This is a genomic window from Nitrosovibrio sp. Nv17 (assembly GCF_900119085.1).
Taxonomy (GTDB): Bacteria; Pseudomonadota; Gammaproteobacteria; order Burkholderiales; family Nitrosomonadaceae; genus Nitrosospira.
Map to the genome: position 1 here is coordinate 251,773 of NZ_FPIQ01000001.1, position 24,980 is coordinate 276,752.

General features: G+C 61.8%; 19 protein-coding genes. 10 read left to right on the plus strand and 9 right to left on the minus strand.

From position 1 onward, the window contains the following. Window positions 1-70: 70 nt before the first annotated feature. The 3 genes from BT108_RS01105 (at window position 71) to fba (ending at window position 3,912) form a co-directional block, all read left to right on the plus strand. Window positions 71-1,249: a phosphoglycerate kinase gene (locus tag BT108_RS01105; protein ID WP_072292690.1), complete on the plus strand. Its 1,179-nt coding sequence runs from the start codon at window positions 71-73 to the stop codon at window positions 1,247-1,249. 32 nt (window positions 1,250-1,281) lie between these two features. Continuing rightward, window positions 1,282-2,730 carry a pyruvate kinase gene (pyk, locus tag BT108_RS01110; protein ID WP_072292691.1) on the plus strand — a complete coding sequence of 483 codons (1,449 nt, stop codon included), beginning with the start codon at window positions 1,282-1,284 and terminating at the stop codon, window positions 2,728-2,730. A 117-nt stretch (window positions 2,731-2,847) separates the two neighbouring features. After that, window positions 2,848-3,912, plus strand: a complete 1,065-nt coding sequence (gene fba / locus BT108_RS01115; protein ID WP_072292692.1) for a class II fructose-bisphosphate aldolase — start codon at window positions 2,848-2,850, stop codon at window positions 3,910-3,912. A gap of 29 nt (window positions 3,913-3,941) precedes the next feature. Here fba and BT108_RS01120 read toward each other — a convergent pair whose 3' ends face one another. The 5 genes from BT108_RS01120 to BT108_RS01140 form a co-directional block, all read right to left on the minus strand. Continuing rightward, entirely contained in the window at window positions 3,942-5,522 is a 1,581-nt protein-coding gene (locus tag BT108_RS01120) for a CYTH and CHAD domain-containing protein (protein WP_072292693.1), read from the minus strand. A gap of 16 nt (window positions 5,523-5,538) precedes the next feature. Then, on the minus strand, window positions 5,539-7,641 hold the full coding sequence (ppk1, locus tag BT108_RS01125) for a polyphosphate kinase 1 (protein WP_255369561.1): 2,103 nt from the start codon (window positions 7,639-7,641) through the stop codon (window positions 5,539-5,541). Between the two features lie 86 nt (window positions 7,642-7,727). Further along, window positions 7,728-7,997 carry an oxidative damage protection protein gene (locus BT108_RS01130; RefSeq protein WP_072292694.1) on the minus strand — a complete coding sequence of 90 codons (270 nt, stop codon included), beginning with the start codon at window positions 7,995-7,997 and terminating at the stop codon, window positions 7,728-7,730. Window positions 7,998-8,131: 134 nt separating this feature from the next. Then, complete coding sequence (gene argA / locus BT108_RS01135; RefSeq protein ID WP_072292695.1) at window positions 8,132-9,478, minus strand: amino-acid N-acetyltransferase; 1,347 nt, start codon at window positions 9,476-9,478, stop codon at window positions 8,132-8,134. Window positions 9,479-9,565: 87 nt separating this feature from the next. Further along, entirely contained in the window at window positions 9,566-10,351 is a 786-nt protein-coding gene (locus tag BT108_RS01140) for a 16S rRNA (uracil(1498)-N(3))-methyltransferase (protein ID WP_218184785.1), read from the minus strand. Window positions 10,352-10,489: 138 nt separating this feature from the next. Here BT108_RS01140 and BT108_RS01145 point away from each other — a divergent pair, with 138 nt between their 5' ends. The 3 genes from BT108_RS01145 to BT108_RS01155 all read left to right on the plus strand — a co-directional run bounded on the left by BT108_RS01145 (window position 10,490) and on the right by BT108_RS01155 (window position 13,451). After that, complete coding sequence (locus BT108_RS01145; RefSeq protein ID WP_072292696.1) at window positions 10,490-11,047, plus strand: thioredoxin family protein; 558 nt, start codon at window positions 10,490-10,492, stop codon at window positions 11,045-11,047. 3 nt (window positions 11,048-11,050) lie between these two features. Continuing rightward, window positions 11,051-11,833 carry an inositol monophosphatase family protein gene (locus tag BT108_RS01150; protein WP_072292697.1) on the plus strand — a complete coding sequence of 261 codons (783 nt, stop codon included), beginning with the start codon at window positions 11,051-11,053 and terminating at the stop codon, window positions 11,831-11,833. Between the two features lie 838 nt (window positions 11,834-12,671). Further along, window positions 12,672-13,451 carry an N-acyl amino acid synthase FeeM domain-containing protein gene (locus tag BT108_RS01155; RefSeq protein ID WP_072292698.1) on the plus strand — a complete coding sequence of 260 codons (780 nt, stop codon included), beginning with the start codon at window positions 12,672-12,674 and terminating at the stop codon, window positions 13,449-13,451. A 137-nt stretch (window positions 13,452-13,588) separates the two neighbouring features. Here BT108_RS01155 and BT108_RS14050 read toward each other — a convergent pair whose 3' ends face one another. After that, window positions 13,589-14,680: a PEP-CTERM sorting domain-containing protein gene (locus BT108_RS14050; RefSeq protein ID WP_072292699.1), complete on the minus strand. Its 1,092-nt coding sequence runs from the start codon at window positions 14,678-14,680 to the stop codon at window positions 13,589-13,591. A gap of 658 nt (window positions 14,681-15,338) precedes the next feature. Between BT108_RS14050 and prsT the strand changes: the two genes are divergently transcribed. Then, window positions 15,339-18,122 carry an XrtA/PEP-CTERM system TPR-repeat protein PrsT gene (gene prsT / locus BT108_RS01165; RefSeq protein ID WP_072292700.1) on the plus strand — a complete coding sequence of 928 codons (2,784 nt, stop codon included), beginning with the start codon at window positions 15,339-15,341 and terminating at the stop codon, window positions 18,120-18,122. A 48-nt stretch (window positions 18,123-18,170) separates the two neighbouring features. Here prsT and BT108_RS01170 read toward each other — a convergent pair whose 3' ends face one another. Next, on the minus strand, window positions 18,171-19,400 hold the full coding sequence (locus tag BT108_RS01170) for a glycosyltransferase (protein ID WP_072292701.1): 1,230 nt from the start codon (window positions 19,398-19,400) through the stop codon (window positions 18,171-18,173). A 143-nt stretch (window positions 19,401-19,543) separates the two neighbouring features. Here BT108_RS01170 and BT108_RS01175 point away from each other — a divergent pair, with 143 nt between their 5' ends. The 3 genes from BT108_RS01175 to BT108_RS01185 all read left to right on the plus strand — a co-directional run bounded on the left by BT108_RS01175 (window position 19,544) and on the right by BT108_RS01185 (window position 22,914). Beyond that, the gene (locus BT108_RS01175; RefSeq protein ID WP_072292702.1) at window positions 19,544-20,782 is read left to right on the plus strand and encodes an ABC transporter permease; all 1,239 of its coding nucleotides are present in this window, start codon (window positions 19,544-19,546) and stop codon (window positions 20,780-20,782) included. Between the two features lie 40 nt (window positions 20,783-20,822). Further along, entirely contained in the window at window positions 20,823-22,034 is a 1,212-nt protein-coding gene (locus tag BT108_RS01180; protein ID WP_072292703.1) for an ABC transporter permease, read from the plus strand. Between the two features lie 166 nt (window positions 22,035-22,200). Next, window positions 22,201-22,914 carry an ABC transporter ATP-binding protein gene (locus BT108_RS01185; protein WP_072292704.1) on the plus strand — a complete coding sequence of 238 codons (714 nt, stop codon included), beginning with the start codon at window positions 22,201-22,203 and terminating at the stop codon, window positions 22,912-22,914. 50 nt (window positions 22,915-22,964) lie between these two features. Here BT108_RS01185 and BT108_RS01190 read toward each other — a convergent pair whose 3' ends face one another. Both BT108_RS01190 and BT108_RS01195 read right to left on the minus strand, forming a co-directional pair. After that, complete coding sequence (locus BT108_RS01190) at window positions 22,965-24,038, minus strand: nitroreductase family protein (RefSeq protein ID WP_072292705.1); 1,074 nt, start codon at window positions 24,036-24,038, stop codon at window positions 22,965-22,967. Window positions 24,039-24,041: 3 nt separating this feature from the next. Continuing rightward, a complete protein-coding gene (locus BT108_RS01195; protein WP_072292706.1) occupies window positions 24,042-24,899 on the minus strand; it encodes a ThiF family adenylyltransferase in 858 nt (285 codons plus the stop codon). Window positions 24,900-24,980: the final 81 nt, after the last annotated feature.

Genomic DNA, 24,980 nt, shown 5'->3' on the forward strand with positions numbered 1-24,980 from the left:
TCATCATCCTGATCCGGCGCGGGAAGGTGCCGCAGCCCTTTCCCGTGCCTTACCAACCCGGAGTATTCCCGTGCCAGTCATCAAGCTCATCGACCTCGATCTCAAGGGCAAGCGTGTATTCATCCGCGCCGATCTGAACGTTCCCATCCAGGATGGAAGGGTAACCTCGGACGCGCGCATCACCGCCTCCATGGCCACCATCGAACACTGCCTCAAGCAGGGCGCCCGCGTGATGGTGACCTCGCATCTGGGGCGGCCCGAAGAAGGCGTATGGTCGGACGAGCACTCGCTCAAGCCGGTGGCCGATGACATTGCCGCCCGTCTGGGCAGGCAGGTTCGCCTGATCAGGGACTGGACGAAAAGCGAGTTCGAAGTGGCCGAAGGCGAGCTGGTGGTACTGGAGAACTGCCGCATCAACCGGGGGGAGAAGAAGAACGCCGACGAGACGGCCCGAAAGTATGCACGCCTGTGCGACGTGTTCGTGATGGATGCCTTCGGCACTGCCCATCGTGCCGAAGCCTCGACCTACGGCATCGCCAGGTATGCGCCGGTTGCCTGCGCGGGCATCCTGCTCACGCAGGAGCTGGACGCGCTGGGCCAGGCGCTGTTGAATCCCGCGCGCCCCATGGTGGCCATCGTCGGCGGCTCCAAGGTTTCGACCAAGCTTACGGTGCTGGAATCCCTGTCGGAAAAAGTGGATCAGCTGGTGGTGGGCGGCGGCATCGCCAATACCTTTCTCAAGGCCACCGGCAAGCGCGTCGGGAAGTCGCTGTGCGAGGATGACCTGGTGCCGACCGCCAGGGCCCTGATGGACAAGATGGCCCGGCGTCAGGCCTCCATTCCGATCGCGGTGGACGTCGTGGTGGGCAAGAAGTTCGACGCCAACGAGCCCGCGGTGCTGAAGGATGCCGATGCAGTGGCCGATGACGAGATGATCTTCGACATCGGCCCGAAGAGTGCGCAGGAGCTGGCCGACATCATCATGAAGGCCGGAACCGTGGTATGGAACGGACCCGTGGGCGTATTCGAATTCGAGCAGTTCGGGGACGGCACCCGCACCATCGCCACGGCGATCGCCGAGACCGCCGCGTTCACCCTGGCGGGTGGCGGCGATACCATCGCAGCGATCCAGAAGTACGGCATCTACGACCGGATATCGTACATTTCGACGGCCGGCGGCGCCTTCCTGGAATTCCTGGAGGGCAAGACGCTGCCGGCCGTCGAAATCCTGGAGCAGCGTGCAGGCTGATCCCTCATGATCGTTTCCCCGGCCGATCCAGAATGATCCGCAGAACCAAGATCGTCGCCACCCTCGGGCCGGCCTCCCGTGATCCCGGGGTGCTGGAGCGCATGATCAATGCCGGCGTGGACGTGGTACGCATCAATTTCTCCCACGGCACGCGCGAGGAGCATATCCGCAGTGCCGAGCTGGCCCGTTCGCTGGCGCATGCCGCGGGCCATGCCGTGGGAGTGCTGGCCGACCTGCAGGGGCCGAAAATCCGGATCGGCAGGTTCGAGCAGGGCAGGATCCTGCTCGCGACCGGCGATACCTTCATCCTGGATGCCGAGTGCGAGTTGGGAAATCAGGAGCGGGTCGGCCTGGACTACAAGGAACTGCCCAATGACGTCGAGCCCGGCGCAACCCTGATCCTGGATGACGGCCGCATCGTCCTGGGCGTGGCCGAGGTCCAGGGTGCGCAGGTCTATTGCACGGTGGAGCAGGGCGGTGTGCTGTCCGACAACAAGGGCATCAACCGCAAGGGCGGCGGACTCAGCGCCCCTGCCCTGACCGGCAAGGATGTGGAGGACATACGGACCGCGGCGGCGATCAAGGCGGATTATCTCGCGGTGTCGTTTCCGCGATCCGGGGAGGACATGCGCTGGGCGCGCCAGGTCATGCGCGAGGTGGGCGGCAAGAGCCTGTTGATGGCCAAGATCGAGCGATCGGAGGCGATCCTCGCGCTGGACGACATCCTGCAGGAATCCGACGCCATCATGGTGGCGCGCGGCGACCTTGCGGTCGAGGTGGGGGACGCGGTGGTGCCCGCCCTGCAGAAACGCATGATCCGCACCGCGCGTGCCAACAACAAGCTGGTGGTGACGGCTACCCAGATGATGGAGTCGATGGTGAGCAGTCCGGTGCCTACCCGGGCGGAAGTCTCCGACGTCGCCAACGCGGTGCTCGACGGCACCGATGCGGTAATGCTCTCGGCGGAGTCCGCGGCAGGGCAGTATCCGGTGGAATCGGTCGCGGCCATGGCCAGGGTCTGCCTCGAGGCGGAGAAGGAGTACCTGGCGGGCAGCGAGCTGCGCCGCTCGCAGGGAGGCTTGCCCGACACCATCGAGGAGGCGATCGCGCGGGCCACCATGTTCACCGCCGGCGGACTCAAGCTGCGCGCCATCGCCGCATTGACGCAAAGCGGCCGGACCGTGCTGCTGATGTCCCGCAGAAGCTCCAACGTGCCCATCTTCGCGCTGAGCCCGCAGGAGGACACGCGCCGCAAAATGACCTTGTTTCGCGGTGTGTATCCGATAAAATTCGGGGGCGGCTCGAACGATCCGGAGATCATCCTGAATCACGCCGAAAACGAGTTGCTCAAGCGGGGCGTGGTGCGCAACGACGACCTGATCATCATGACGATCGGTGAGCCGGTGGGCAAGGCGGGCGGCACCAACACCATGAAGATCGTCAGGGTGGGAGAATACAAGAAGGCGCTGGCCAAGTCCTGATCGGGCCAGCGACATGCCGGACTTCCGATCCTCCGGATGGCGGTTCGGTCGTCGGGGACGAGAGTCCGGGCGTTGCTCATATACGGATTTTAATTTGAAAGGTAAAGGAGGCTCGACATGGCACTCGTATCATTGCGTCAACTTCTGGATCATGCGGCGGAAAACGACTACGGTCTGCCCGCCTTCAACGTGAACAACCTGGAGCAGATCCACGCCATCATGCAGGCTGCCGACGAATGCGACAGCCCCGTGATCATGCAGGGCTCGGCGGGCGCCCGCAAGTACGCCGGGGAGGCGTTCCTGCGGCATCTGATCGAGGCGGCCGTGGAAAGCTATCCGCACATTCCCATCGTCATGCATCAGGATCACGGCGCCTCGCCGGCGGTCTGCGTCAATGCCATCCGCAGCGGCTTTTCCAGCGTGATGATGGACGGCTCCCTGGAAGAGGATGCCAAGACGCCTTCATCCTACGAGTACAACGTCGCGGTCACCGCCAAGGTGGTGAGCATGGCCCACGCCGTGGGAGTATCCGTGGAAGGGGAGCTCGGTTGCCTGGGTTCGCTGGAGTCGGGCATGGGCGAGGCGGAGGATGGCCACGGAGCCGAGGGCAAGCTTTCCCACGACCAGTTGCTGACCGATCCGGAGCAGGCGGCGGACTTCGTCAAGCAGACGGGTGTGGATGCGCTGGCCATCGCCATCGGCACTTCCCACGGGGCGTACAAGTTCACCCGCAAGCCGACCGGCGATATCCTCGCCATCGAGCGCGTCAAGGAAATCCACCAGCGTATTCCCAATACCCATCTGGTCATGCATGGTTCCAGCTCCGTGCCCCAGGAATGGCTCGAGATCATCCGCGAGTATGGTGGAGAGATGAAGGAGACCTACGGCGTGCCGGTGGAGGAGATCCAGGAAGGGATCAAGCACGGCGTGCGCAAGGTCAACATCGATACCGATATCCGGCTCGCCATGACGGGCGCGATCCGCCGGCACCTGGCCAGGAACAAGAGCGAATTCGACCCGAGGAAGTACCTCAAGGATGCCACCGCGGCGGCGAAGGAGATCTGCAAGGCGCGCTTCGAGGCATTCGGCAGCGCGGGCCAGGCAAGCAGGATCAAGCCCGTCGCGCTCGACAGCATGGCCAGCAAGTACGTCAAAGGGGAATTGAAGGCCATCATCCACTGACGAGGGAAGGGGCGCACCGCCGCCCCTGCCTACCAGAATGGCTGCTCGCTGCGGAAACGCTGCCAGGCATCGTCCAGCAGATCCTGCCTGGGACAGGCCTGGCGCAGGCTCCATCCCAGCACGATGCCGATCGCTTCGTGTTTCTCCTGTTGGCCCCTGGCCGTTGGATGTCGGTCCTCTCCGGCGGCCGACATCTCGCCGAGCAGCCCCCTGGCTACCGTGGCGTCGTTCAGGATGCCAAGGATGTCCTGCAGCGCGGACAGGGAGTCGAGGTAGGCACCCGCTGCGCCGGCGGGGTAGAGTCTGGACAGGAATTCCACTGCGTAGCGCTGCTTCTTGGCCAGAATGCGCACGGCGTGCAGCGCGGGAGCGCCGAGGCCCTGCAGCGTGCGTCCGTGTTTTCTCAACTGGCGGTGCCGCCGGGTCAGCAGTTTCCTGGCGAAGGGTCCCACCCCCATGTCCGCCCGGGCGTCGTCCGGCGCCTGGGGATTCTCCTGCTGAGCCTCCATAGGCGCCCCGCACAGCCACGCTCCCAGGCTGAGCATCGTTTCCGTATAGCGCCGGGACGCCACGGCCTGGCGCGCGATCTCGCCATGGTGCTGTCGCATGCGTTCACAGCGATCCCGCAACTCCGAGATTCCCGCATGGTCCGGCAGGGCGGCATCGACTGCGGCCAATGTCTCTTCCGTGAATACGTCCCAGTCCCGTGCCGGACCCAGCTGTCCCGCGAGCCATTGCAGCTCCCCGGCAGCGGGCGCGATCAGCCCCGTCCGGGCCTGCTTCCCGCAAAAAAGGCCGAAGGCCGAGCGCAGTCTGCGCAAGGCCACGCGCATCTGATGCAGGTACTCGATGCCGCTTCCCTCCAGCATGCCGGTCTCGTTTCCGTGCAGGTGGTCGAGGCAGCTCTGCACCACCGCCTTGAGGGCCGCATCCATACCCATGCCGGAGGTCAGGCGGGGTGGGCGCGCCTTGAGCGGTGTCGGTGCGGCGCCGGACACGAGGGCGTAGCCCCGCGCGGCCTTGCTGGCATGTTCGATCCGGACGGGAAAGTGGTGCATCAGCGCCTGTGCCAGCTGGAACAGGGAGAGCGGATGGCCCGACTGCAGTTCGAGTTCAATCTCGCACAGGGGCACGCCGGGTCCCTCGCCGTCGCCCGCGGCGATGGTGCCCCGATCGAGGCAGAATTCCACTTCGCTGCCGTCCGGCAGGCGCAGCATGCGGGTGTTGCGCTGGCAGGTGGTGGTGAACAGCGGTCGCAGGCGCTCGCGCAGCTTGTCCGACGCCAGCAGCCGGGCGAGCGCGGGATCCGCGATCTTGGTGAAGTCGGGGTGGGGACCCAGTACCGGCGCTTCCTGCTCTTCCCGTCGATGCAGCCCCGCCGCGACGCTTCCCCCGCCTTTGACGGATTGTATCCAGTGGCGACCCTCGCGCCGCAGACGCAGGGCGACGTCGTGGCGGCGCAGATGAAAGGCGGGCGTGTCGTAGTAGACCGTACGCAGCCTGCGGGTGACCGGATCCGAGCCGCCCAGCGCGCGTAGCCACGGGTTGCGCAGCACGCGGGCGGCGGCGGACGGAGACAGGCGCAGCTTGAGTTCGATCTCGGTGGTCATGCCGGTCACGCTCCCGCTACAGGGCGGGAGGGCCTGTCAGCGCAAGTTCCGCGAGCAGCGTTTCCTGAGCGCAGAACTTCTTGCCGGCGCGGGCAGACTTGAGGCGGTAGTGGCCGTTGCCGTCCATCTCCCAGGCCTGCGTGTTGTCCCGAAGGTACGTGTTCAGACCCTCCGCCAGCACGCGCTTCTTGAGTCTCGGCTCCAGGATGGGGAAGCATATCTCGATGCGGCGGAAGAAATTCCGGTCCATCCAGTCCGCGCTGGAGAGATAGATGGCGTGGCTGCCGTCGTCATGAAAACAGAATATGCGGGTATGTTCGAGGAAGCGACCGATGATGGATCGCACCCGGATATTCTCCGACAGTCCCGCGATGCCGGGACGCAGGGCGCACACTCCCCGCACGATGAGATCGATGCGGACGCCGGCGTTCGATGCGGCGTACAGCGCCTGGATGATTTCCGGCTCCAGCAGCGCATTCATCTTGGCGATGATGCGTGCCGGCTTCCCCGCCCTGGCGCTCTGCGCCTCCTTGTTGATGGCCGCGAGCATCTGGCTGTGGAAGCTGAAGGGAGATTGCCACAGGTGCTTGAGTTTTCCCGCCTTGCCCAGGCCGGTGAGCTGCATGAAGACCTCGTTCACGTCCGCGCAGACCTCTTCGTTGCAGGTGAACATCCCGAAGTCGGTGTAGAAGCGCGCCGTGCTGGGGTGGTAGTTTCCCGTGCTGACGTGCACGTAGCGCCGCAGCTTCCCCTCCTCGCGCCGCACCACCATCGCCATCTTGGCATGGGTCTTGTGGCCCACCACGCCGTACACCACGTGCGCGCCCACCTCTTCGAGGCGCCCGGCCCAGTTGATGTTGGCCTCCTCGTCGAAGCGCGCCAGCAGCTCCACCACCACCGTGACCTCCTTGCCGCTGCTGGCGGCGGCAATCAGCGCGGTCATCACCGACGAATCCGCGCCGGTGCGGTAGACGGTCTGCTTGATCGCCACCACATCCGGATCGGTCGACGCCTGCTGGATGAAATGGATCACGGGCTGGAACGACTGGTACGGGTGGTGCAGGAGGACGTCGTTCTTGCGGATGATCTGGAAGATGTCGACGATCTTTTTCTTCTGCAGGGTGAGCGGGAGGCCGGGGACGAATGGCGGGTATTTGAGCTGGGGGCACTCGATGCGGTCCGGCACCTGCATCAGCCTGACGAGATTGACGGGGCCCTCCACCTGGTAGAAGTCGTCGCGGGTGAGGCCGAGCTGCTCCAGCAGGAAGTCCGCCATGTGCCGCGGGCAGTTGTCCGCCACCTCCAGGCGTACCGCATTGCCGAAGTGGCGCTGCGGCAGCTCGCCCTGGAGCGCGATGCGCAGGTTCTTGACCTCCTCCTCGTCGACGAACAGGTCGCTGTTGCGCGTGGCGCGGAACTGGTAGCAGCCCAGCACGCTCATGCCGGAGAACAGTTCACCCACATGGGCGTGCAGGATCGAGGACAGGAAGACGAAGTTGTACTTGCCGATGGTCAATTCGTCCGGCAGCAGGATCACGCGCGGCAGCACCCGGGGCGCCTGTACGATGGCGGTGCCGGAACTGCGCCCGAAGGCGTCCTTGCCTTCCAGTTCGACCGCGAAATTCAGGCTTTTATTGAGCACGCGCGGGAAAGGGTGGGAGATGTCGAGGCCGATCGGGGTCAGGACCGGCATCAACTCGCGGAAAAAGAACGCCTTGACCCACTCGCGCTGCGCGTCGTTCCAGGCGTCGCGGCGCAGGAAATGGATGCCTTCGCTGGCGAGTCCGGGCAGGACCTCCTGGTTCAGGATCTGGTACTGGCGTGCCACCAGCGTGTGGATCTGCTCGGATACCAGCCTGAATACCTGCTGCGGCAGCATGCCGTCCGGTCCGAAGCCGTGCGTGTCGAGGTCGATCTGCTCCTTCAGCCCGGCGACGCGGACCTCGAAGAACTCGTCCAGATTGCTGCTGACGATGCACAGGAACTTCAGCCGCTCCAGCAGGGGCGTGAGCTTGTTGCCGGCCTGCGCGAGCACGCGGCGATTGAACTCGATCTGGCCCAGTTCGCGGTTGATGAACTGGCTGCCGTTGAGGGTGCTCAGCATGGCCGCACTGCCCATCGGCTTCCGGCTCCGCCGTCAGGAGGGCGGGAGGCAGGCAGTGCCGCCGTTTCAGCGACGAAAGCCATGTCTGACATCGCTTCTGGTCATTTTACGGGCACGTAGCCCGCCGGCTGTTCCGCCCCCTCGCCGAAGAAGTACGCTTCCATCTGTTCCAGCAGGTACTTGCGTGCCTTCGCTTCCGAAAGATTCAGGCGGTTCTCGTTGACCAGCATGGTCTGGTGCCTGACCCATCGCGCCCACGCTTCCTTCGAGACGTTGTCGAGTATGCGCTTCCCGAGTTCCCCCGGATAAGGCGCAAATTCCAGGCCCTCGGCCTCTCGCCCGAGCTTGATGCAGCGTACCAGTCTTGGCATCGATCGCGTCTCCGTAATGAACAGATAAGGGATGCATTATGGCCATTTCGGCCGACCCCGTAAACACGCGGCTGCCGTCACCGATCCCCGGCCTGCCCTTTTGCCGTGAATCTCGGCGCCAACATGCGTCCGCGCTATACGCGCGGCGCCATCGTCTTGATGAACACCTTGGAGCGGCGCCGGTAGTTGTACAGTCCGCGCTTGATCCCGGGAAGGGACCGGATGCCGGTTTCGCGGAACCCGCGTTCGACGAACCAGTGGGCGGCACGGGTGGTGAGAACGAAGAGCTTCCGGCCACCCATGGACTGGAGCCGGGTCTCCACGTGCCTGAGCAGCGCATCGCCGCATCCCGTACTGCGGTAGTCGGCATGGACCGTGAGGCAGGCCAGTTCACCGGCCTTGTCGTCGGGAAACGGGTAAAGTGCGGCGCAACCTACGATCATGCCGTCATGTTCGGCCACGATGAAGCGATCGATTTCCATTTCCAGCAGCTCCCGGCTTCGGCGCACCAGCGTGCCGTCGGCCTCGAGCGGTTCGATCAGCTGCAGGATGCCGCCCACGTCGCGGATCCCCGCGTTCCTGAGGTTCTGCAGCGATCCTTCCGCGACCATGCTGCCGATGCCGCCGTGCGTGAACAGCTCCTGTAGTATGGCGCCGTCGACGTGACGGCTGATGAGGTGTACCCTCGCCACGCCGTGCTCGCATGCCCGGATCGCACAGGGCAGATACAGCCGTGCATCCTCGCAGAGGGCGGATGTTTCGCCGGGAGTCCCCGCGAGCAGGGCCTTGCCCTGTGCGACGGTCAGCTCCCGGGGCAGTTCCGGGGCCTCGCCGGAGGCGGCTTCGGCGCCGGCGGTGTCCATCAGGAATACCAGTTTCTCGGCCTTGAGCGCCATCGCCGTCTCGGTGGCGACGTTTTCCAGGGTCAGGTTGAAGATTTCCCCGGTGGGGGAATATCCCAGCGGCGACAGCAGCACCATCTCGCCCTGCTCCAGCCGGGCGCGGATCGCGGCGACCGCGATCCTGCGCACTTCCCCGGTGTACATCAGGTCCGTGCCATCGATGACGCCCATGGGGCGGGCGGTGACGAAGTTGCCGCTGGCCAGGCGGATGTCGGCGTTGGCCATGGGCGAGTTCGGCAGCCCCATGGACAGCAGCGCCTCGATGTCGACGCGGATGTGTCCCACGGACTCCTTGGCACACTGTAGCGCCTCTGCGTCGGTCACGCGCAGGCTGCCGGCGTACGTGGTCCGTAGCCCCCGTTCCTTCAGCCTGGCCTCGATCTGGGGGCGTGCCCCGTGCACCAGCACGAGCCGCACTCCCAGGCTCGCCAGAAGATTGAGGTCATGGACGAGCCCGACGAATTTTCCATCGGCCACCACTTCGCCACCGAAGGCGATGACGAACGTCTTGCCACGGAATGCATAGATATAGGGTGCCACCGAGCGGAACCAGGTGACGAAGCCGGTATGGATTTTCATGTCGGTGAAGGAGACGCAGGGGGTTTCATCGCATTAAGGGCCATATGCAGGCGCAGCACGGATGGGGGGACAATCGTCCGGGCGGCATCAATAGTCCCCCCACAGGGCCTGCATGCCTGCCACCGCCGCCAGGGCAGCGCTCTCCGTGCGCAGCGTGCGCCTGCCCAGGCGCAGGGGGATCCATCCGGATGCCAGGGCGGCCGCTACTTCCCCCGGCGCAAGACCGCCTTCCGGACCTACCATCAGGATCAACCGGCGCGGGGATGAAGTGCCTGAGAGGTCGCGCAACCCTCTTTCCGCGGCGGGCAGCAGTATGAAGCGCGGCGCGGCTGTGCCGTCTCCGCCGGCACGCTCCGTTCTGCAGGTATCCAGCCACTCCGGCAGGGACGCCGACGGCGCCACCGGCGGGATGCGGTTGCGTCCGCATTGCTCGCAGGCGGAGATGGCAATCTGTCGCCAGTGGCGCAGGCGCCGTTCCGCGCGCATCCCGGCAAGCCTGACCGTGCTCCGCTCGGCCATGAGCGGCTGGATGCGGCAGACTCCGAGTTCCACCGCCTTCTGGACGATCCAGTCCATCTTCTCCCCGGCGCAGATCGCCTGGGCCAGCGTGATGTCCAGCGGCGATTCGCGCTCGACGTCCAGATGGCGCTCGACCACGGCTTCCGCGCCCTGCGCGCCGCAACGAACCAGGGCGGCCTCGAACTCTCCTCCCTCGCCGTTGAACAGGACCAGCCCAGCGCCCGGTTTCAGCCGCAGCACCCGGAGGGCATGATGCGCGACGGTGTCCGGCAGGCTGACGGCCTCGCCGATCCTCATCGCACCCGGATGGTAGAAGCGGGGAAGCACCGGCACCCGGGCGGGGCGGTCAGTCATCGGCTCTCATGATAATATAACGGAGTTCTGGATGGCTACATTATACGGCCCGGCAAGCAAGGACCGTTGATTCCGTTCCGGATTCCCGACCGTGGCGGCTGAGCGCCCATGGATCCCTCAGTAACCTGGAGAACAGAGATGGCTAGTCTGGAAACACCGGTGTGCGACTTCGGCTGGAAGGCGGTGGACTTCGACCTGCCGGGTGTGGACGGGAGGCGCCATACCCTGGCATCGGCGGCCGGCGAGAAGGGGGTGCTCGTCATGTTCATCTGCAACCATTGCCCCTACGTCAAGGCGGTGCGGGATCGCATCGTCCGCGATGCTGGAGAACTGGCCCGGTACGGTATCGGCAGCATCGCCATCATGTCGAACGATCCCGCCGACTATCCCGAGGATTCCTTCGACAACATGGCGCGGATCGCCCTGGAGCATCGTTTTCCGTTTCCCTACGTATGGGACGAAACTCAGCAGGTGGCGCGGGCCTATGGTGCGGTATGCACGCCCGATTTCTTCGGCTTCAACGCCCGCTTGGAGCTGCAGTACCGCGGCCGGCTGGATGCGTCGCGCAAGGAGGCCGCACCCGTGGGTGCGCGCCGCGACTTGTTTGAGGCCATGCAGCAGGTGGCCGAGACGAGTCGTGGTCCCGCCGAACAGATTCCCAGCATCGGCTGCTCGATCAAGTGGCGGGAACGCTAGCCGGTGATCGATGCCGTCATGCAGGCGGTGCGCACGGTCGCGCAGCAGGAGATCGTTCCCCGTTACCTCAACGTCGCGCGCCAGCGGAAGGCGGACGGAAGCCTGATCACGGACGCCGACCTTGCGACGCAGGAGGCGCTGTCGCATGCCTTGCGTGAGATCCTGCCCGCCGCGGTGGTGGGCGAGGAGATGACGGAGCGCGAGCAGGTGGAACAATGGCTGGCGGGAGATGCGGGATTGTGGTGCATGGATCCCATAGACGGCACCTCCAATTTCGTCAACGGATTGCCCTATTTTGCCGTATCGGTGGCCCTGATGCGGCGGGGAAGGAGTGTGCTGGGCGTCGTCTACAATCCCGTGATGGACGAGATGTTCCACGCCACCAAGGGCGGCGGCGCCTATCTCAATGGCGAGAAACTGCCCATCAGGACGCATGCCCCCCCTCTCTCCGGCGCCATGGCGAACGTCGATCTCAAGCGGCTGGGCAACCGGCTGGCACGGGAGATCTGCACCGGGCGGCCCTTCTCCTCCCAGCGCAACTATGGATCCTGCGCACTGGAGTGGTGCTATACCGCCGCAGGGCGGTTCGACCTTTCCCTGCACGGCGGGCAGAAGCTGTGGGATTATGCCGCAGGCAGCCTGATCCTCGAAGAGGCAGGGGGAAGCATGTGCGGGTTCGACCAGGATGATTTCTGGGCGGAGCCTCCATGGCAGCGTTCCACCATCGCCGCACTCGACCCGGAGCTGTTCATCAAATGGCGGGACTGGGTCAGGAGCCACCGCTAGCCCGGATTTTCAGGCGGTGTTCTTTGCAGCATCACCCGACCCGTGTCAGGACGATGCGCACGCGTGATCGGGGCGGGTACGGATTTTCATCCGTCTCATTTTCATGATACGGAAATACATGTTGTCGCCATATGGCGACAATCAATTTTCATATAAAACAAAGTCTTGATAATGATATGGGATATCTTGTCGTAATTCTACGACATAATCTCAAATATATTATTTATAAGTGACTGGTTTAAATAATCATTTAATGACATGGCATGAATCGTGCTAATCAACTTGGTGATCTGATCTGGATACATCCGGCATATGCAAATGAACACACCGCTCCATTATTTTTGGTAGTACGATGTAGCCAAATACCGCATGACCATTTCCGGTAGAATGAACCGCGATCAAGGTCGATATCGAAGTGATCCGTATCATGGAAACCGGATGATGGCATTCGAATCGATTCTTTCCGGACCGGCGTGTTGAGACAGGCATGCCACTGGTTCGTCAACTGCTATCGAGAGCGTTCCGGTTGGGATAGATGTTCGTCCTGCTCCAGACGTCGGGGGGGGCATGCAGTGGAGCATCGGATTTCCCGGTTTTTCCTGGGGGATCCATCGTTGGTCAAGCCAACTAGCAGGTAACTGCTAGCCTTGTTTTCAATCCATGACGATACACTCCTTGTTCGATGAGACTTGCTGGCAGATTGTTTCTCGAAGGAAATGACTCCCATTACCTCTTGTGGGGACAGGATTTCCGCGCAGTGAAAGATTCGTCGACAGGGATCGCTGGTCATGTTTGCACGAGTGAGCCATGCCAAGTCCATTCTTCCAGTACCTGAATCATGAATCGTGAGGCAGAGGAGTATTCCACCGCGTCACATGCCGCACGAGCGGACCGGCCTTTTGGCGATATTCCGCACGAAGAATTGCTGCTCGAACGCGAGCACTACGATATCCGGCTGGTGAGCACATCCCGGCAGCGCATCAAGACCGGGATATTCATCGAGCGCATGTATTCATGCAGGGGCTACCACACCGATATCTGCGCGCTCCTGCAGAATCGTGCCAATCAGCTCACGCTCGAGGCCTCGGACCCCTGTCGAATCCTGGGAACATTGACGTTGGGCATGGATTCCGAATCAGGGCTCCTGGCTGATGAGCTCTATGGGCGGGAGATCAATTTCTTCCGTCGGCAGAATCGAAAGGTTTGCGAGCTTTCCAGGCTTGCCATGGATCTCGAGCATGGTTCGAAAGAAATGCTGGCATCCCTGTTTCACCTTGCCTATATCCTGGGGCGCAACATTAACAAGGCCACGGATCTGTTCATCGAGGTCAACCCCAGGCATGCCGGATTCTACCGGCGCATGCTCGGCCTGCGCCAGATTGGCGAGGAACGCACCTGCCGGCGTGTCCAGGCGCCTGCGGTCCTGATGCACCTGGAACTGGACTACGTGGACGAGAAGATTGCCCAGCTGGCGGGACTCGCGGAGCTGTGTGACCAGGGCGAGCGCTCGCTCTATCCCTACTTCTTCTCCAAGCGCGAAGAAGAAAAGGCGGCGAGCAAGGTGAGTGGATATCTCAGCAGGATCATGAGCGGGACGCCAGCGGTTTTGTCCGATTGATCGACGCGGTCTTCGATCCGCTGTCGAAATTTTTTACACCCTGTCTTTCTTTCCTGTCTTCCTTTGCCTTCCCGGTTTCCAGAATAAAAAACGCCTGCTAAAGCAGGCGTTTAAAGGATATTATTATTTAGATTGAATTATTTGTTCTTGCGGCTCCGGGTGGTGAATCCCATGCCCGCCAATCCCAATCCCAGCAGGGCCAGTGTTGCAGGTTCCGGCACGAAGCTGGATCCCGGCGCTGCGATCGTGCCCAAGGTGAGCCGGGCATCGGCACTATTCAGGCCAGTGGCCCCTACGGTGGAAGCAATTACGAACGCCTCCGGATCAGCCAATTCTGCTGCTGTGCAATTCAGAGGATTGCAAATGGTGCTGGCAAACTCCACACCGGCGAGAACTTCTGAAATCGTATTCAATGCAGCAAGTCCCGTTATCGAATCCAGCGCCCCCTGATTGGCAGTTCCGGTAATAACGTGTTGATTGGATTGAATGATCAATCCTTCCCCGCTACCCGTAGGCGATGTCACCGTCAGCCAGTTCGCACCGGGATCGAGCGTCACAGGTGTGCCGTCCGTGTTGGTCAGCGGGCCACCGTTTTCCGGCAGGAACAGAATGTTGCCTTGTTGATCCGTGGCTGTTGTGGTGCTTACGCCCGATGTATTGACCTGTCCTGCCAACAAATTGAAGGCGGAATAGCCAGTGCCAGGTGCAACATTATCGGGGGTACCCAGGTTGAAAACCGCGATCGGCGCGTTGAGCAGTGTGCCTGCACCATTAGTCGCCCCCCACGAAAGCGGGTCATTCAGGTTGTACGAGTTCGGATTGGAAATCGTGAAGAATGCCAGGCTGCCGCCGGTGAAAGTTGCCGTCGATACACCAGCAGCGTCCGGAGCGCTCGCGGTACCCGTAAGGGAGAAGACGCCGACGATCGCCAATCCGTTATAAGTGGCATCCGCCCCAGTACCGCCTTGTACCGTATAGCTGCCGAGCAGGTTGGAACCGACTACGCGAATTGCTCCAGCAGAGCCCGCGGCATTGCTGGTAACGTTGTTTGTGAAAGTGACACCGCGACCGGTGATGCCATTCACGTCGGTCACATTTGGCGTTGTGCCTCCCGCGGAATCGATTTGAAAATTAGCGAGGTCCGTGAAGAACGTGGCTGACGCCGGGGCAGCGCTGAAAAGCATGGCGACCGCGGCGCTGATTGTGGCTTTTTTAAAGAGACTGTTCATTTCTTGTGGCTCCCAGGAGAGATAAAATCAATAAACCGGTATTTTTCGACAACTAGCCTGACATGCTTCATAAAGCAATTCGCGTGCCATCTCTTGTTGTTGTATTATATATCAATGTTTAATAAGGAATATTTATGTAGTTCGGACGATGAAACGGGGTGGGGCCGCCTTTTAACGAATTGGGCACGACCGGATTGTAAAATATTCCGACAACCATATTTTTTATCTGCATTTTCCTGAACCATTTGCGGGACTTTTTGCCCTAGTATAGGCACAATAGACCAGATTTACGGCAGGGGCAATGTTTGTAGATTACGACGATCGGAAGGGCATGGAGCCTTTTAGGAAGAAAACCGGGCAAAGCGTCGGATTTAGTTGCATCTGCATGATATGCGGTGCGTTGTCACGAGCTTGTGAATGAGGGTGAATAAACCAGACCGATCGGACGGATTACCCTGAAGCTCGCTCGAACGGAAGCGAATGCCCTTAAAAGGAAATGCACCCATGGGGCAGGGGTGATGCCGTGACGCTGCGCGTTGGTTGATCCCGCAAATGTACCGGTAAAGCCGACCGTAAACAATATTCTAGACATACATCGCTTATCATCATGTCTCTTTGGTCGATGGGAGAGGTTGTAAGAATGGATCGGTGGCGTTTCATGTATGTGTTAAACAACCGAGGCAAGGTGGTGGCCGCGTCGCTGGCAGCGGTCGCCCTGCTGCTTTTTTTCCCGGCGTGCGACAGGGTCGGCGGCCAGACTTTCGATCAGCACGTGCAGAATGCGAAGGTTTTTCAGGACAAGGGGGAACTGCGCGCAAGCATCATCGAGCTCAAGAATGCACTGCAGCAGAATCCCGACAGCGCGGAAGCGCGGCTGCTGCTTGGGGAGATATATGTCGCGGTACGCGACGGGGTCAGCGCCGAAAAGGAATTGTCGCGGGCGAGAAAACTGGGAGCCGATGGCGAATCCAGCAAAATAATGCTGGGTCAGGCGCTGCTCCTGCAGGAAAGCTACACCCGGATCCTGGAAGAGATCGAACCGGATCCCGGGGCATCCCCCAAGGATGTGGCCAGGATACAGCAGCTTCGTGCGGAAGCTCAATTCGGCCTGGGGCATCCGGAGCAGGCCTGCGACCTGCTGGAACAATCCGTGCGAGTCGACTCGACCTATGTCCCGGTTTATTGGGGGTTGGCCCGGTGTGCCGCCATCAGGGAAGATTTCCAGTATGCCAGGACGCTGCTTGAGCGCGCACTGGAACTCGAAGCCCGGAATGCCGAGACCTGGATATGGCTGGGCAAGCTGGCGCAGATGACGAGCGATTTCAAGGCGGCCGAGGCGGCCTTCTCCAGTGCGCTCGAGATCTCTCAGGATCATGTCGAGGCTTATCAGAACCTGGTCTTCCTGTACTTAGCAACGGGTGAGTACGACAAGGCACGGACACAACTCGGCGCAGCGCGCAAGTTCGCGCCCAAGAATCTCAGGCTCTTGTATCTGCAGGGGTTGTTGAATTTCCGGGAGAAAAATTATACGGAGGCCAGGGACAACCTGCTGGAAGTGCTGAAAAGTGCTCCGGATGACACGCCCAGCTTGCTGCTTTCCGGGGTAGTTTTTCATGAACTGGGCAGCTTCCAGCAGGCGATCCAGAATCTCGGGAAGGTGCTGGATCGATTCCCCGATAACGAGCACGCTCGCAAAGCCCTGGCTGCCGCGTTGCTGAAAACGGGGCAATCCGACCGTGCGCTGACTACCCTGAAGCCCCTACTCACAGCGGGTAGTCAGAATACGGACGTATGGGTTCTGGCCAGCGAGGCGGCGCTCCAGGGGGGGCACCCTGCCCAGGCCAGGGACTATCTTCAAAAGGCGGCGGCGGACGATCCGAAGAATACCCGTTTGCGCACCGCCCTGGGCGTGGGCCTGATGATGGCCGGTGACGCGATTCGCGGCGTGGCGGAGTTGGAGTCGGTCGTCGCGGAGGATGCGGAGCAGACGACCGCGGAAACACTGCTGATCCTGAGCTACATGGACAAGCGGGAATATGACAAGGCGCTCGCCGCCCTTGCCAGGCTGGAAAAGAAGCACCCCGACGATCCTACCGTGCACAATTTCCGTGGCGCGATCTACGCGGCCAGGAAGGATATCGCCAATGCACGCAGGAGCTTAGAACGGGCCCTGGCGATACAGCCCAATTACAAAGCCGCGCTGACCAATCTGGCGAAACTGGAGCTGCAGGAAAACAATCTGGCCGCTGCCCGCAAGCATTTCGAGGCTGTCCTAGTGATGGATAAAAGCGATGTTGAGTCCATGCTGGCCTTGATGCGACTGGAGAGCGACGAGGGGAAAAAAATTACCTGGCTCAAGCGGGCGGTCGAAGCCAATCCTGCTGTGCTGGAACCCAGGATTCTCCTGGCCCAGTATTACCTGAGAAAGCAGCAGCCGGCCCAGGCATTGGCGCTCGCCCAGGAGGGGGTGCGCCTGAATCCCGCCAGCCGCGATGCGGTCGACCTGCTCGGCACGACGCAATGGGAAAATGGAGAAAAGGACAAGGCACTGGCGACGTTTACTCAGCTTGCCACCGCGATGCCGCCCGAGTCCGCCGTCGCCTACTACAAGCTGGCATCGGTACAGGCGGCCATGACGGATAGCGACACGACCCGGGCATCCCTGACCAAGGCGTTGAAGCTCAAGCCCGACTACCTGCCTGCGCAAACGGCGCTCGTCTGGCTGGAGTACAATGCCGGCCGGCCGGCGGAGGCGCTGAAGCTCGCGCAGAGAATCCAGAAGCAGTCCCCCGGCCTTGCCTCCGGCTTCATGCTCGAAGCCAAGGTTCTGACCGCCCAGGAAAAGCACGCGGAAGCGGCGGCGGCCTACGAAAAGGCCCTGGCGATCGAAAACAGTGGCCCGGTGGCCATCGAAGTCCATCGGGCACGGATTCTTGCGGGCAATCCACAGAAGGCCGATGCCGACCTGCTGCAATGGCTGAAGAGCCACGACAGCCCGGATGCGCGATACCATCTTGCGCACGCTTACCTGGCTTCGGGACGTCACAAGCTGGCGATTGAGCAGTATTCGATTCTCTTGAAGAAAAATCCTGAGAACGTCGCGGTACTGAACAATCTTGCCGGGCTGTATCACCAGGAAAAGAATCCCGAGGCGCTGACATGGGCCGAGAAGGCCTACAAGCTCAGCCCGGGCTCGCCCGTCGTCGCCGATACCCTGGGCTGGATCCTGACGGAACAGGGTGAGGTCGCCCGAGGCGTGGAATTGCTGCACAAGGCGGCGACCGGCGCGCCTGCCGACCTGGAGATCGGATACCATTACGCGGTGGCCCTGGCCAAGGCGGGAGAAAAGGTCAAGGCACGCCGGCAGCTGGAGAAATTGCTGGCGGCCAACGGCAAGTTTCCCCAGAAGGCAGAGGCCAGAACGCTGCTCGATCGGCTGTGACGGCTTGTCGTCCGGGATGGGCCGGCCGTGTTGGATGCGGATGCATGCTCATGCTCCGTGGCGCTTCCCGTGCAGGATTTCCGCGGTGATCGCCCGGAAACGCCGGCTGGCGTCGGTCTGGGCCAGGATACGGCTGATCCGTCCGGCGGCTTCGGCGTAGGTGGTGTTTTCCAGCACTTCGGTCACCGTCTTGTCCAGGTCTGCGAGGCAATTCCTGGTCGCGCGCAGCGCGATGCCGGATCCGGAGCGCTCCACCGCCTTCATGTTCAATAGCTGGTCCATATTGGAGCACAGGCCGATGACCGGTACCCCGTGGGCAAGCGCCCAATAGGTGGTCAGGCTGCCGCCGTTGCTGATGATCAACCGGGATCGCCGGCTTGCGCTCTCGATGGAGAGGTAATCGATGATGAAGGCATTCGAGGGCGGATCGGCAATCACGATCTTCCCGGCGGTGGCCACGATGATCGTTATCGGGAGCCTTGACAGTGTGACAAGAACCGAAGGCAGGAGGCCGGCCTGCCCCGAGCTTCCCAGCGTCATGAACACCACTGGTCTGTCCGGGGGCAGATGGGTCCACCAGGCCGGCAAGGGAGTGCATGTCGACCAGAATACCGGACCAAGGTAATAATGGTGGGACGGCAGGGCACGTGTGGGTACAATCTCGGGAATGTCCGCGTATAGCGTATAGTTGCCCCAGGTGTAGACGTTTCTGAGATCGGGCTGCAAGGGCGGCAGCCCGTAACGGCGGCGCACCTGATTCAGGGGTCTTGCATGCAGGGCAAATATGACGGGCCTGGCGGTGTCGAATATCGCTTGTGCGATACCGACCCCGAGGAAGCGGGTGATGGGCAAGTCAGGCACGGGGTATTCCGTCCCTGCGAATGGACTCCAGTAGGCGTTGACCATCGAGGCATATGGTACGTTGCGCAGTGGCGCACTGACGGCCAGGGACAATCTGAAGTCGCCAACCACCAGATCCGGCTTGACGTCGTCCAGCAGCACCAGGTCCTCCTCGACGTAGCGGGCAAGAGTTTCCGCACTGTAGAGCCGCTCGCCCCGGGCAAGGGCGCGCTCGAATGCGGCGGAAGGGATGGACCATATGGGACGGAACGCACATCCTGACAATGACTCCAGCGCCAGATAGCGGGGATCCGATGCGACCACCACTTCATATTCGGATGGATCGAGCGAGCGAGCCAACACGGCGATCCGGGCAAAATGTGCAAGCGTGACCGCTTCGGCGACAAGGAGGATGACGGGCTTGGCTGGCGTTTTCAATTACGCTGGTTCACATGAGGTCATTCTCATCGGGATGAGAAGGGCGGGTCGTGTCATGAAGGCCTTTCCCGGTCAGACGGAACCGTCACTCGATTGACCGGCACGCTGTTCCAGCCAATCTTACCGGTGCTCGCAAGGATGTCATGATCAAAAGCGCGATGGCGGATTTTCGGATTGCTGCCCGCAACCTCGCACGGAACCGGCGGCGGGCGCTTGCGGCCCTGCTCATGGTGGTCGTCGGCGGCGTCTCGCTGATACTTGCCGACGGTTTCATCCAGTGGATTTTCTGGGCCATGCGCGAAAGCACCATCCACTCCCAGTCCGGGCACATCCAGGTCATGCGTCCAGGATACCTCGCTGCGGGCGCCAGCGATCCCTACGCCTACATGTTACCGGAGAATTCGCCGCAGCGTAGCGCAATCGAATCCACGGCAGGAGTCAAGCTCACGACCCCGAGACTGGCACTGAGCGGACTCATCAGCCATGACGAGACGACTGTCGCATTCATGGCGGACGGTGTGGACCCGAACAGGGAGGCTGAGCTGAGCAAGTCCTTGAACATCGTGACGGGACGGAACCTCGCCGATGCGAAAGCAAGAGAGGTGATTCTCGGCAGCGGTCTGGCGCGCACCCTCGCTGTGGAGCCGGGGGCTACCATCACCCTGCTGGCGACCACCGCGAGCGGAGGCATCAATGCCGTGGAAGCGAAGGTGGCCGGGACTTTCGTCAGTGTCAACAAAGTCTATGATGATTCGGCGCTGCGTCTCCCGATCGGCCTGGCCCAGTCTCTGATGCGGGTGAAGGGCGCCCACCTCTGGCTGGTGCTGCTGGACGACACCGAGCGTACGGACGATTATCTGGCCGGGTTTCGCGCGCGCTTTCCCATGGCAGCGAGCCAGCTCGAACTGGTGCCGTGGCATCAGCAGGCCGATTTCTACAAGAAGACGGTGACGCTGTTCTCGCAGCAGATGAACGTGTTGCGGCTGATCATCGGCTGCATCATCATACTCAGCATTTCCAACATGCTGGTGATGAATGTGCTGGAGCGCACGGGTGAAATCGGCACGCTGCTGGCCATTGGCTTCAAGCGCAGCAAGATTCTTCGCCTGTTTGCGATGGAGGGCCTGCTGCTGGGCCTGATCGGCGCCTCCATGGGACTGGTCCTCGGGTATGCGCTGGCTGAGGTGATCTCGGCGATCGGCATTCCCATGCCGCCTCCACCCGGCATGACGGAAGGCTACACTGGCGAGATCCGGGTGACCGCGAGCGTGATGACGCATGCCTTCCTGGTCGCGCTCGTTACCACCTCGCTCGCAGGCGTGTATCCGGCATGGCAGGCATCGCGCCTGCAGATCATCAACGCATTGCGCCACAATATATGAGGCATCGATTGAATACGGCCACCTGAGTACGGATCTCCGCATGCTCAAGCTTGCCTTTCGCAACATCTTCCGGAATCGCTTGCGCACTGCCCTGACGCTGGCGGCCATCACCACCGGTGTGGTGGCCATCATCATCAGTGGCGGTTTCGTCGAGGATGTGTTCGTGCAGCTGCGCGAATCGACGATTCGTTCACGTATCGGGCACGTCCAGGTGTTCAGGTACGGATACAACGAATACGGGGGGCGCGAGCCTTCGCGCTACATGATCACGCAGCCCGCTCCCGTGGCGGATGCCATAGGGCATATCCCGCATGTGCGTACCGTCATGGCGCGTCTGAATTTTTCCGGATTGATCAACAACGGCCGCGCCAACCTGTCCATTGTGGGCGAAGGCATCGAACCGGACAAGGAGGCCCAGCTGGGAACCGGCATGGCCATCATCGCCGGCCGTGCATTGTCCGGCAACGATACGTTCGGGGCGGTGATCGGCGAGGGCGTTGCAACAGCCATGCATCTGCGGCCCGGCAGCCAGATAACCCTGATGGTGAATACCCTGGAGGGTGCGTTGAATACGCTGGAGTGCGAAGTCGTCGGGGTATTCCGAACATTCTCCAAGGAATACGACGACCGTGCCATCCGTATTTCATTGGTCTCCGCCCAGGAGCTTCTCTTTACCCAGTCGGTGCACAACATGGTCGTGCTGCTGGATGATACCCGCACCACGGATACCGTGACGCAAGCCCTTAAGACGCAACTGGAATCGCTGGGCCATGAGATCAAGTCCTGGGACGAGCTGGCCGATTTCTATCAGAAAACGGAAGCGCTCTATCGGCGCCAGCTCGGGGCGCTGCAGTTCATCGTCCTCGTCATGCTGGTTCTGAGCGTGACCAGCACCATCAATATGGTGGTGCATGAGCGCACCGGGGAGTTCGGAACCCTGCTTGCGCTGGGGCTGCGTCAGCGTCAGATCTTCAAGCTCGTAATGATCGAGAACACGCTGCTGGGACTGATCGGCAGCATGTTCGGCGTGCTGCTGGGGACTGCGCTTGCGGGAGCGATATCGAACATCGGCATTGCCATGCCGCCGCCGCCCGGCTCGAACATCGGCTATACCGCCACGATACAACTGGCCCCCTGGATACTCGGAACGGCGGCCACGATAGGGATTCTGGCGGCGATCATGGCTGCCCTGCTGCCGGCTCGCCGCGCCTCGCGCCTAGTGATCGTGAATGCGTTGCGCCAGAATATCTGATGGGCAAGGTGGTCCTGCATGCGTGCGTCGCCGGCCATGGAGGGTCTTTTCCAGGCATCCGATCGGGCCACTTTGGGCGGCATGACGGGCCGGACGTCGAATGCATGTGCAATCGGCCGCTGTCCGTGGTCTTAGGGGCAATATGGCTTCCAGAGGGAGTATGGTCATGAATGAGAGGCATGACACCGGATCGTCGGCAGCGATGGTCGAGGTTCGCGCGGTCAGCAAAGTGTATTCGCTCGGGAAGCAGTCGGTCATGGCTCTGGATGCGGTCTCGCTTACCGTGGGCCGAGGCGAGTTCATGGCGCTAGCGGGCCCCTCCGGCAGCGGCAAATCGACCTTGCTCAATTTGATCGGCTGCATCGATACCCCTACGTCGGGAAGCATCCTGATCGCAGGGCAGGATATCGGCGGCAGGACACCCGATGAGCTTTCCGACCTGCGATTGAACACCCTGGGCTTCGTTTTCCAGACCTTCAACCTGCTGCCGGTCCTGTCTGCATGGGAGAACGTCGAATACCCCTTGCTGCAAAAGGCCGGCATGTCCAAGGAAACACGGGATGAGCGCGTACGGCACTATCTGGGCGTGGTTGGACTGGAGCACTACACGCACCATCGTCCCAATGAACTGAGCGGCGGGCAGCGTCAGCGGGTGGCCATCGCGCGTGCGCTCGCCACCCGTCCCAGCATCGTACTTGCGGATGAGCCAACCGCCAATCTCGATCACAAGACCGGCGCAGGCATACTGAACCTGATGAAGTCGCTCAATCAGGAAGAGGGGACCACGTTCATCTTCTCGACCCATGATCCGCGGGTCATGGAGATGGCAAGCCGGCTGGTCAGGCTGGCCGATGGCCAGATCATCGGCCAGGGAATGTGAAGGAAGGGGGGCGTGACTGCCATCGCTTGCGCCGCATCTTCCGCGTGATTCTATTTTTCGCGCTCAACCAGGCGTTCCAGGGACAGGCGCAAGGAGCGGCTTGCTGCTGGGGGGCCATGGCCGATGCGCCCAAGGAAAACGACCCGCTCGACCAGGGAATCGCCCATCAGTCGAGACAGGCGTGCGGACAGTTCGGTCGCGGTATCCATCATGCCGGGCAGACGGCTGAACGTCCGCTGCTCGCGCACGTAACGGCCGAAGATCAAAGGGGTCATCTCGGGCTGCAGCTGCAATCCCAGGTGCGTCGCCGTCAGCCAGAAACGCTGGACGGCCCGTCCGGCGGCGACGTAGTCGTCGATCGTCTGCGGCGCGCGCGCGGACAGGATGGCAAAATGGGCTGCACAGAACAGGCCGGGCAGCAGATCCATTTCGATGCGGGGAACGAGATGCCCGGACAGGTAGGTGTTAAAGAAAGCGACACGTTGCCAGCTTGCCATGACCCAACGCATCAGCCTGAGGGTCATGGCATCCAGTCCGAGGGCCTGATCCGGTACCTTGTCGTCGCTGTATCGTGATCGCCATTGAATGATGTCCCGGTGTACGGTGTAGGCTTCCGGCAAGGTCAGCCGAAGCTTGGCATTGTCGAACATCAGCCTGGCCAATTGCCGCCGCTGTGCCCGGGTATCGAACCATCTGATGGAGCAGGCGTTTCCTGCGGCATGTTGCAGCGCCGTTTTCTGTGCTGCGGTCAGCGGCGTGGTGCGCATGGGCCGGCGCTGTACCGAGCGTGTCCTGATGCAGGGAAACAGCGGATCGGGCGGTTGATCTTGGGGATTCAGCGTCGCGACATACCTGGGGTGCGTATCGGACAATTCGGTGCAGCGCCTGAATTCGGCGTGCATGCCGTGCGCGCTGGCGGCGATCGCAAGGGTCTCCAGCAATGCGCCCAGCGCCATCTGGCTGGGGTGGCCATCGAGATCGTAGACGCAGTGGTCGCGGGTGTCGAATGCATTGATAGCCAGATGATGGTCATCGATGACTTCAAATCTCCATGGCTGGGTGTTGTCCCCGCTCGGCGCCCAACGGGCGGACTCCAGAATATCCGCGAGAAGTCGGGGGATCATGGCCTACAGTCCCAGTCTGCGTTTCGCCAGGGCGATGGCGAGACGCTGGAGAGGATGGCGATTGCCGCCGGGTCTCCAGGTCGATGCCAGCTTGTTGCGATAGGCGTCGAAATGATAGCCCCTGGGTGCCGCCCGGATCGGGCCGCGCTTCAGGAGGATCTTCAGGACTTCGGTTGCGGCCACGCCGGCGCAGAGCTGACAGGCCATGATGGTCGATGGGCCTTTACGGTTGGCGAGATCGACCGTCGATGGGTCCGCCAGATAGCCCATCTGCAGGCGGGCGGGTGCAAGCCCCATGAGAAAACGCACGGGTTCCTCGCTTGCAGGGCCGTCATTGAGGCGGAAATAGTCACTGAAACTCATGCCGCCCGGCAGGAAATTGAGAACTGCCGCCCCCATGCCCAGCGGGGCGGCCGTGACACCGGGAATACCCTTGCGCAGGCACGCCGCAAAGACCTGCTGGCGAATCTGCAGGGCAAAGAAATCCAGGCCGTCGACGTACACGTCCACGTTTTCCAGAAACTCTTCCAGGTTGTCAGGGGTGACTCCGGTTGCAAACTCCCTGATTTCGATCCCGGGATTGATATCGTGAGCCTGCTGGATCATGACTTCGAGCTTGCTCCGACCCAGACTGCTCACAGTCGCACCGGCCTGACGATTGAAGTTGACCAGATCGAAGGTATCGAAATCGGCCAGGTGGAATTTTTCGATGCCCAGCCGGCAGAGTGTCAGAAGATGGATGCCTCCCACTCCTCCAAGGCCGGCGATGGCTACCCTTCCATGACGCAGTTGCGTTTGCTCCTGCCGGGTCAGCCAGCCGACATTTCTGGAAAAAGCCTCGTCATAGTTGAAGGACGGCATGCGATCCGGGAATCTGTTAAGCGCCGATCTCGGCTGGAAAAGGGGCCTGGAGACGGACGCAGCGACGACAGCGTGCGGCGG

What these genes read in the sequence shown, in the direction of transcription:
- BT108_RS01190 (WP_072292705.1), bottom strand. Translation starts at nt 24,038, where the DNA reads ATGATCCCCCGACTTCTCGCGGATATTCTGGAGTCCGCCCGTTGGGCG.
- prsT (WP_072292700.1), top strand. Translation starts at nt 15,339, where the DNA reads ATGTATGTGTTAAACAACCGAGGCAAGGTGGTGGCCGCGTCGCTGGCA.
- BT108_RS01130 (WP_072292694.1), bottom strand. Translation starts at nt 7,997, where the DNA reads ATGCCAAGACTGGTACGCTGCATCAAGCTCGGGCGAGAGGCCGAGGGC.
- BT108_RS01140 (WP_218184785.1), bottom strand. Translation starts at nt 10,351, where the DNA reads ATGACTGACCGCCCCGCCCGGGTGCCGGTGCTTCCCCGCTTCTACCAT.
- BT108_RS14050 (WP_072292699.1), bottom strand. Translation starts at nt 14,680, where the DNA reads ATGAACAGTCTCTTTAAAAAAGCCACAATCAGCGCCGCGGTCGCCATG.
- BT108_RS01120 (WP_072292693.1), bottom strand. Translation starts at nt 5,522, where the DNA reads ATGACCACCGAGATCGAACTCAAGCTGCGCCTGTCTCCGTCCGCCGCC.
- pyk (WP_072292691.1), top strand. Translation starts at nt 1,282, where the DNA reads ATGATCCGCAGAACCAAGATCGTCGCCACCCTCGGGCCGGCCTCCCGT.
- fba (WP_072292692.1), top strand. Translation starts at nt 2,848, where the DNA reads ATGGCACTCGTATCATTGCGTCAACTTCTGGATCATGCGGCGGAAAAC.
- argA (WP_072292695.1), bottom strand. Translation starts at nt 9,478, where the DNA reads ATGAAAATCCATACCGGCTTCGTCACCTGGTTCCGCTCGGTGGCACCC.
- BT108_RS01145 (WP_072292696.1), top strand. Translation starts at nt 10,490, where the DNA reads ATGGCTAGTCTGGAAACACCGGTGTGCGACTTCGGCTGGAAGGCGGTG.
- BT108_RS01155 (WP_072292698.1), top strand. Translation starts at nt 12,672, where the DNA reads ATGAATCGTGAGGCAGAGGAGTATTCCACCGCGTCACATGCCGCACGA.
- BT108_RS01180 (WP_072292703.1), top strand. Translation starts at nt 20,823, where the DNA reads ATGCTCAAGCTTGCCTTTCGCAACATCTTCCGGAATCGCTTGCGCACT.
- BT108_RS01195 (WP_072292706.1), bottom strand. Translation starts at nt 24,899, where the DNA reads ATGCCGTCCTTCAACTATGACGAGGCTTTTTCCAGAAATGTCGGCTGG.
- ppk1 (WP_255369561.1), bottom strand. Translation starts at nt 7,641, where the DNA reads ATGGGCAGTGCGGCCATGCTGAGCACCCTCAACGGCAGCCAGTTCATC.
- BT108_RS01185 (WP_072292704.1), top strand. Translation starts at nt 22,201, where the DNA reads ATGAATGAGAGGCATGACACCGGATCGTCGGCAGCGATGGTCGAGGTT.
- BT108_RS01175 (WP_072292702.1), top strand. Translation starts at nt 19,544, where the DNA reads ATGATCAAAAGCGCGATGGCGGATTTTCGGATTGCTGCCCGCAACCTC.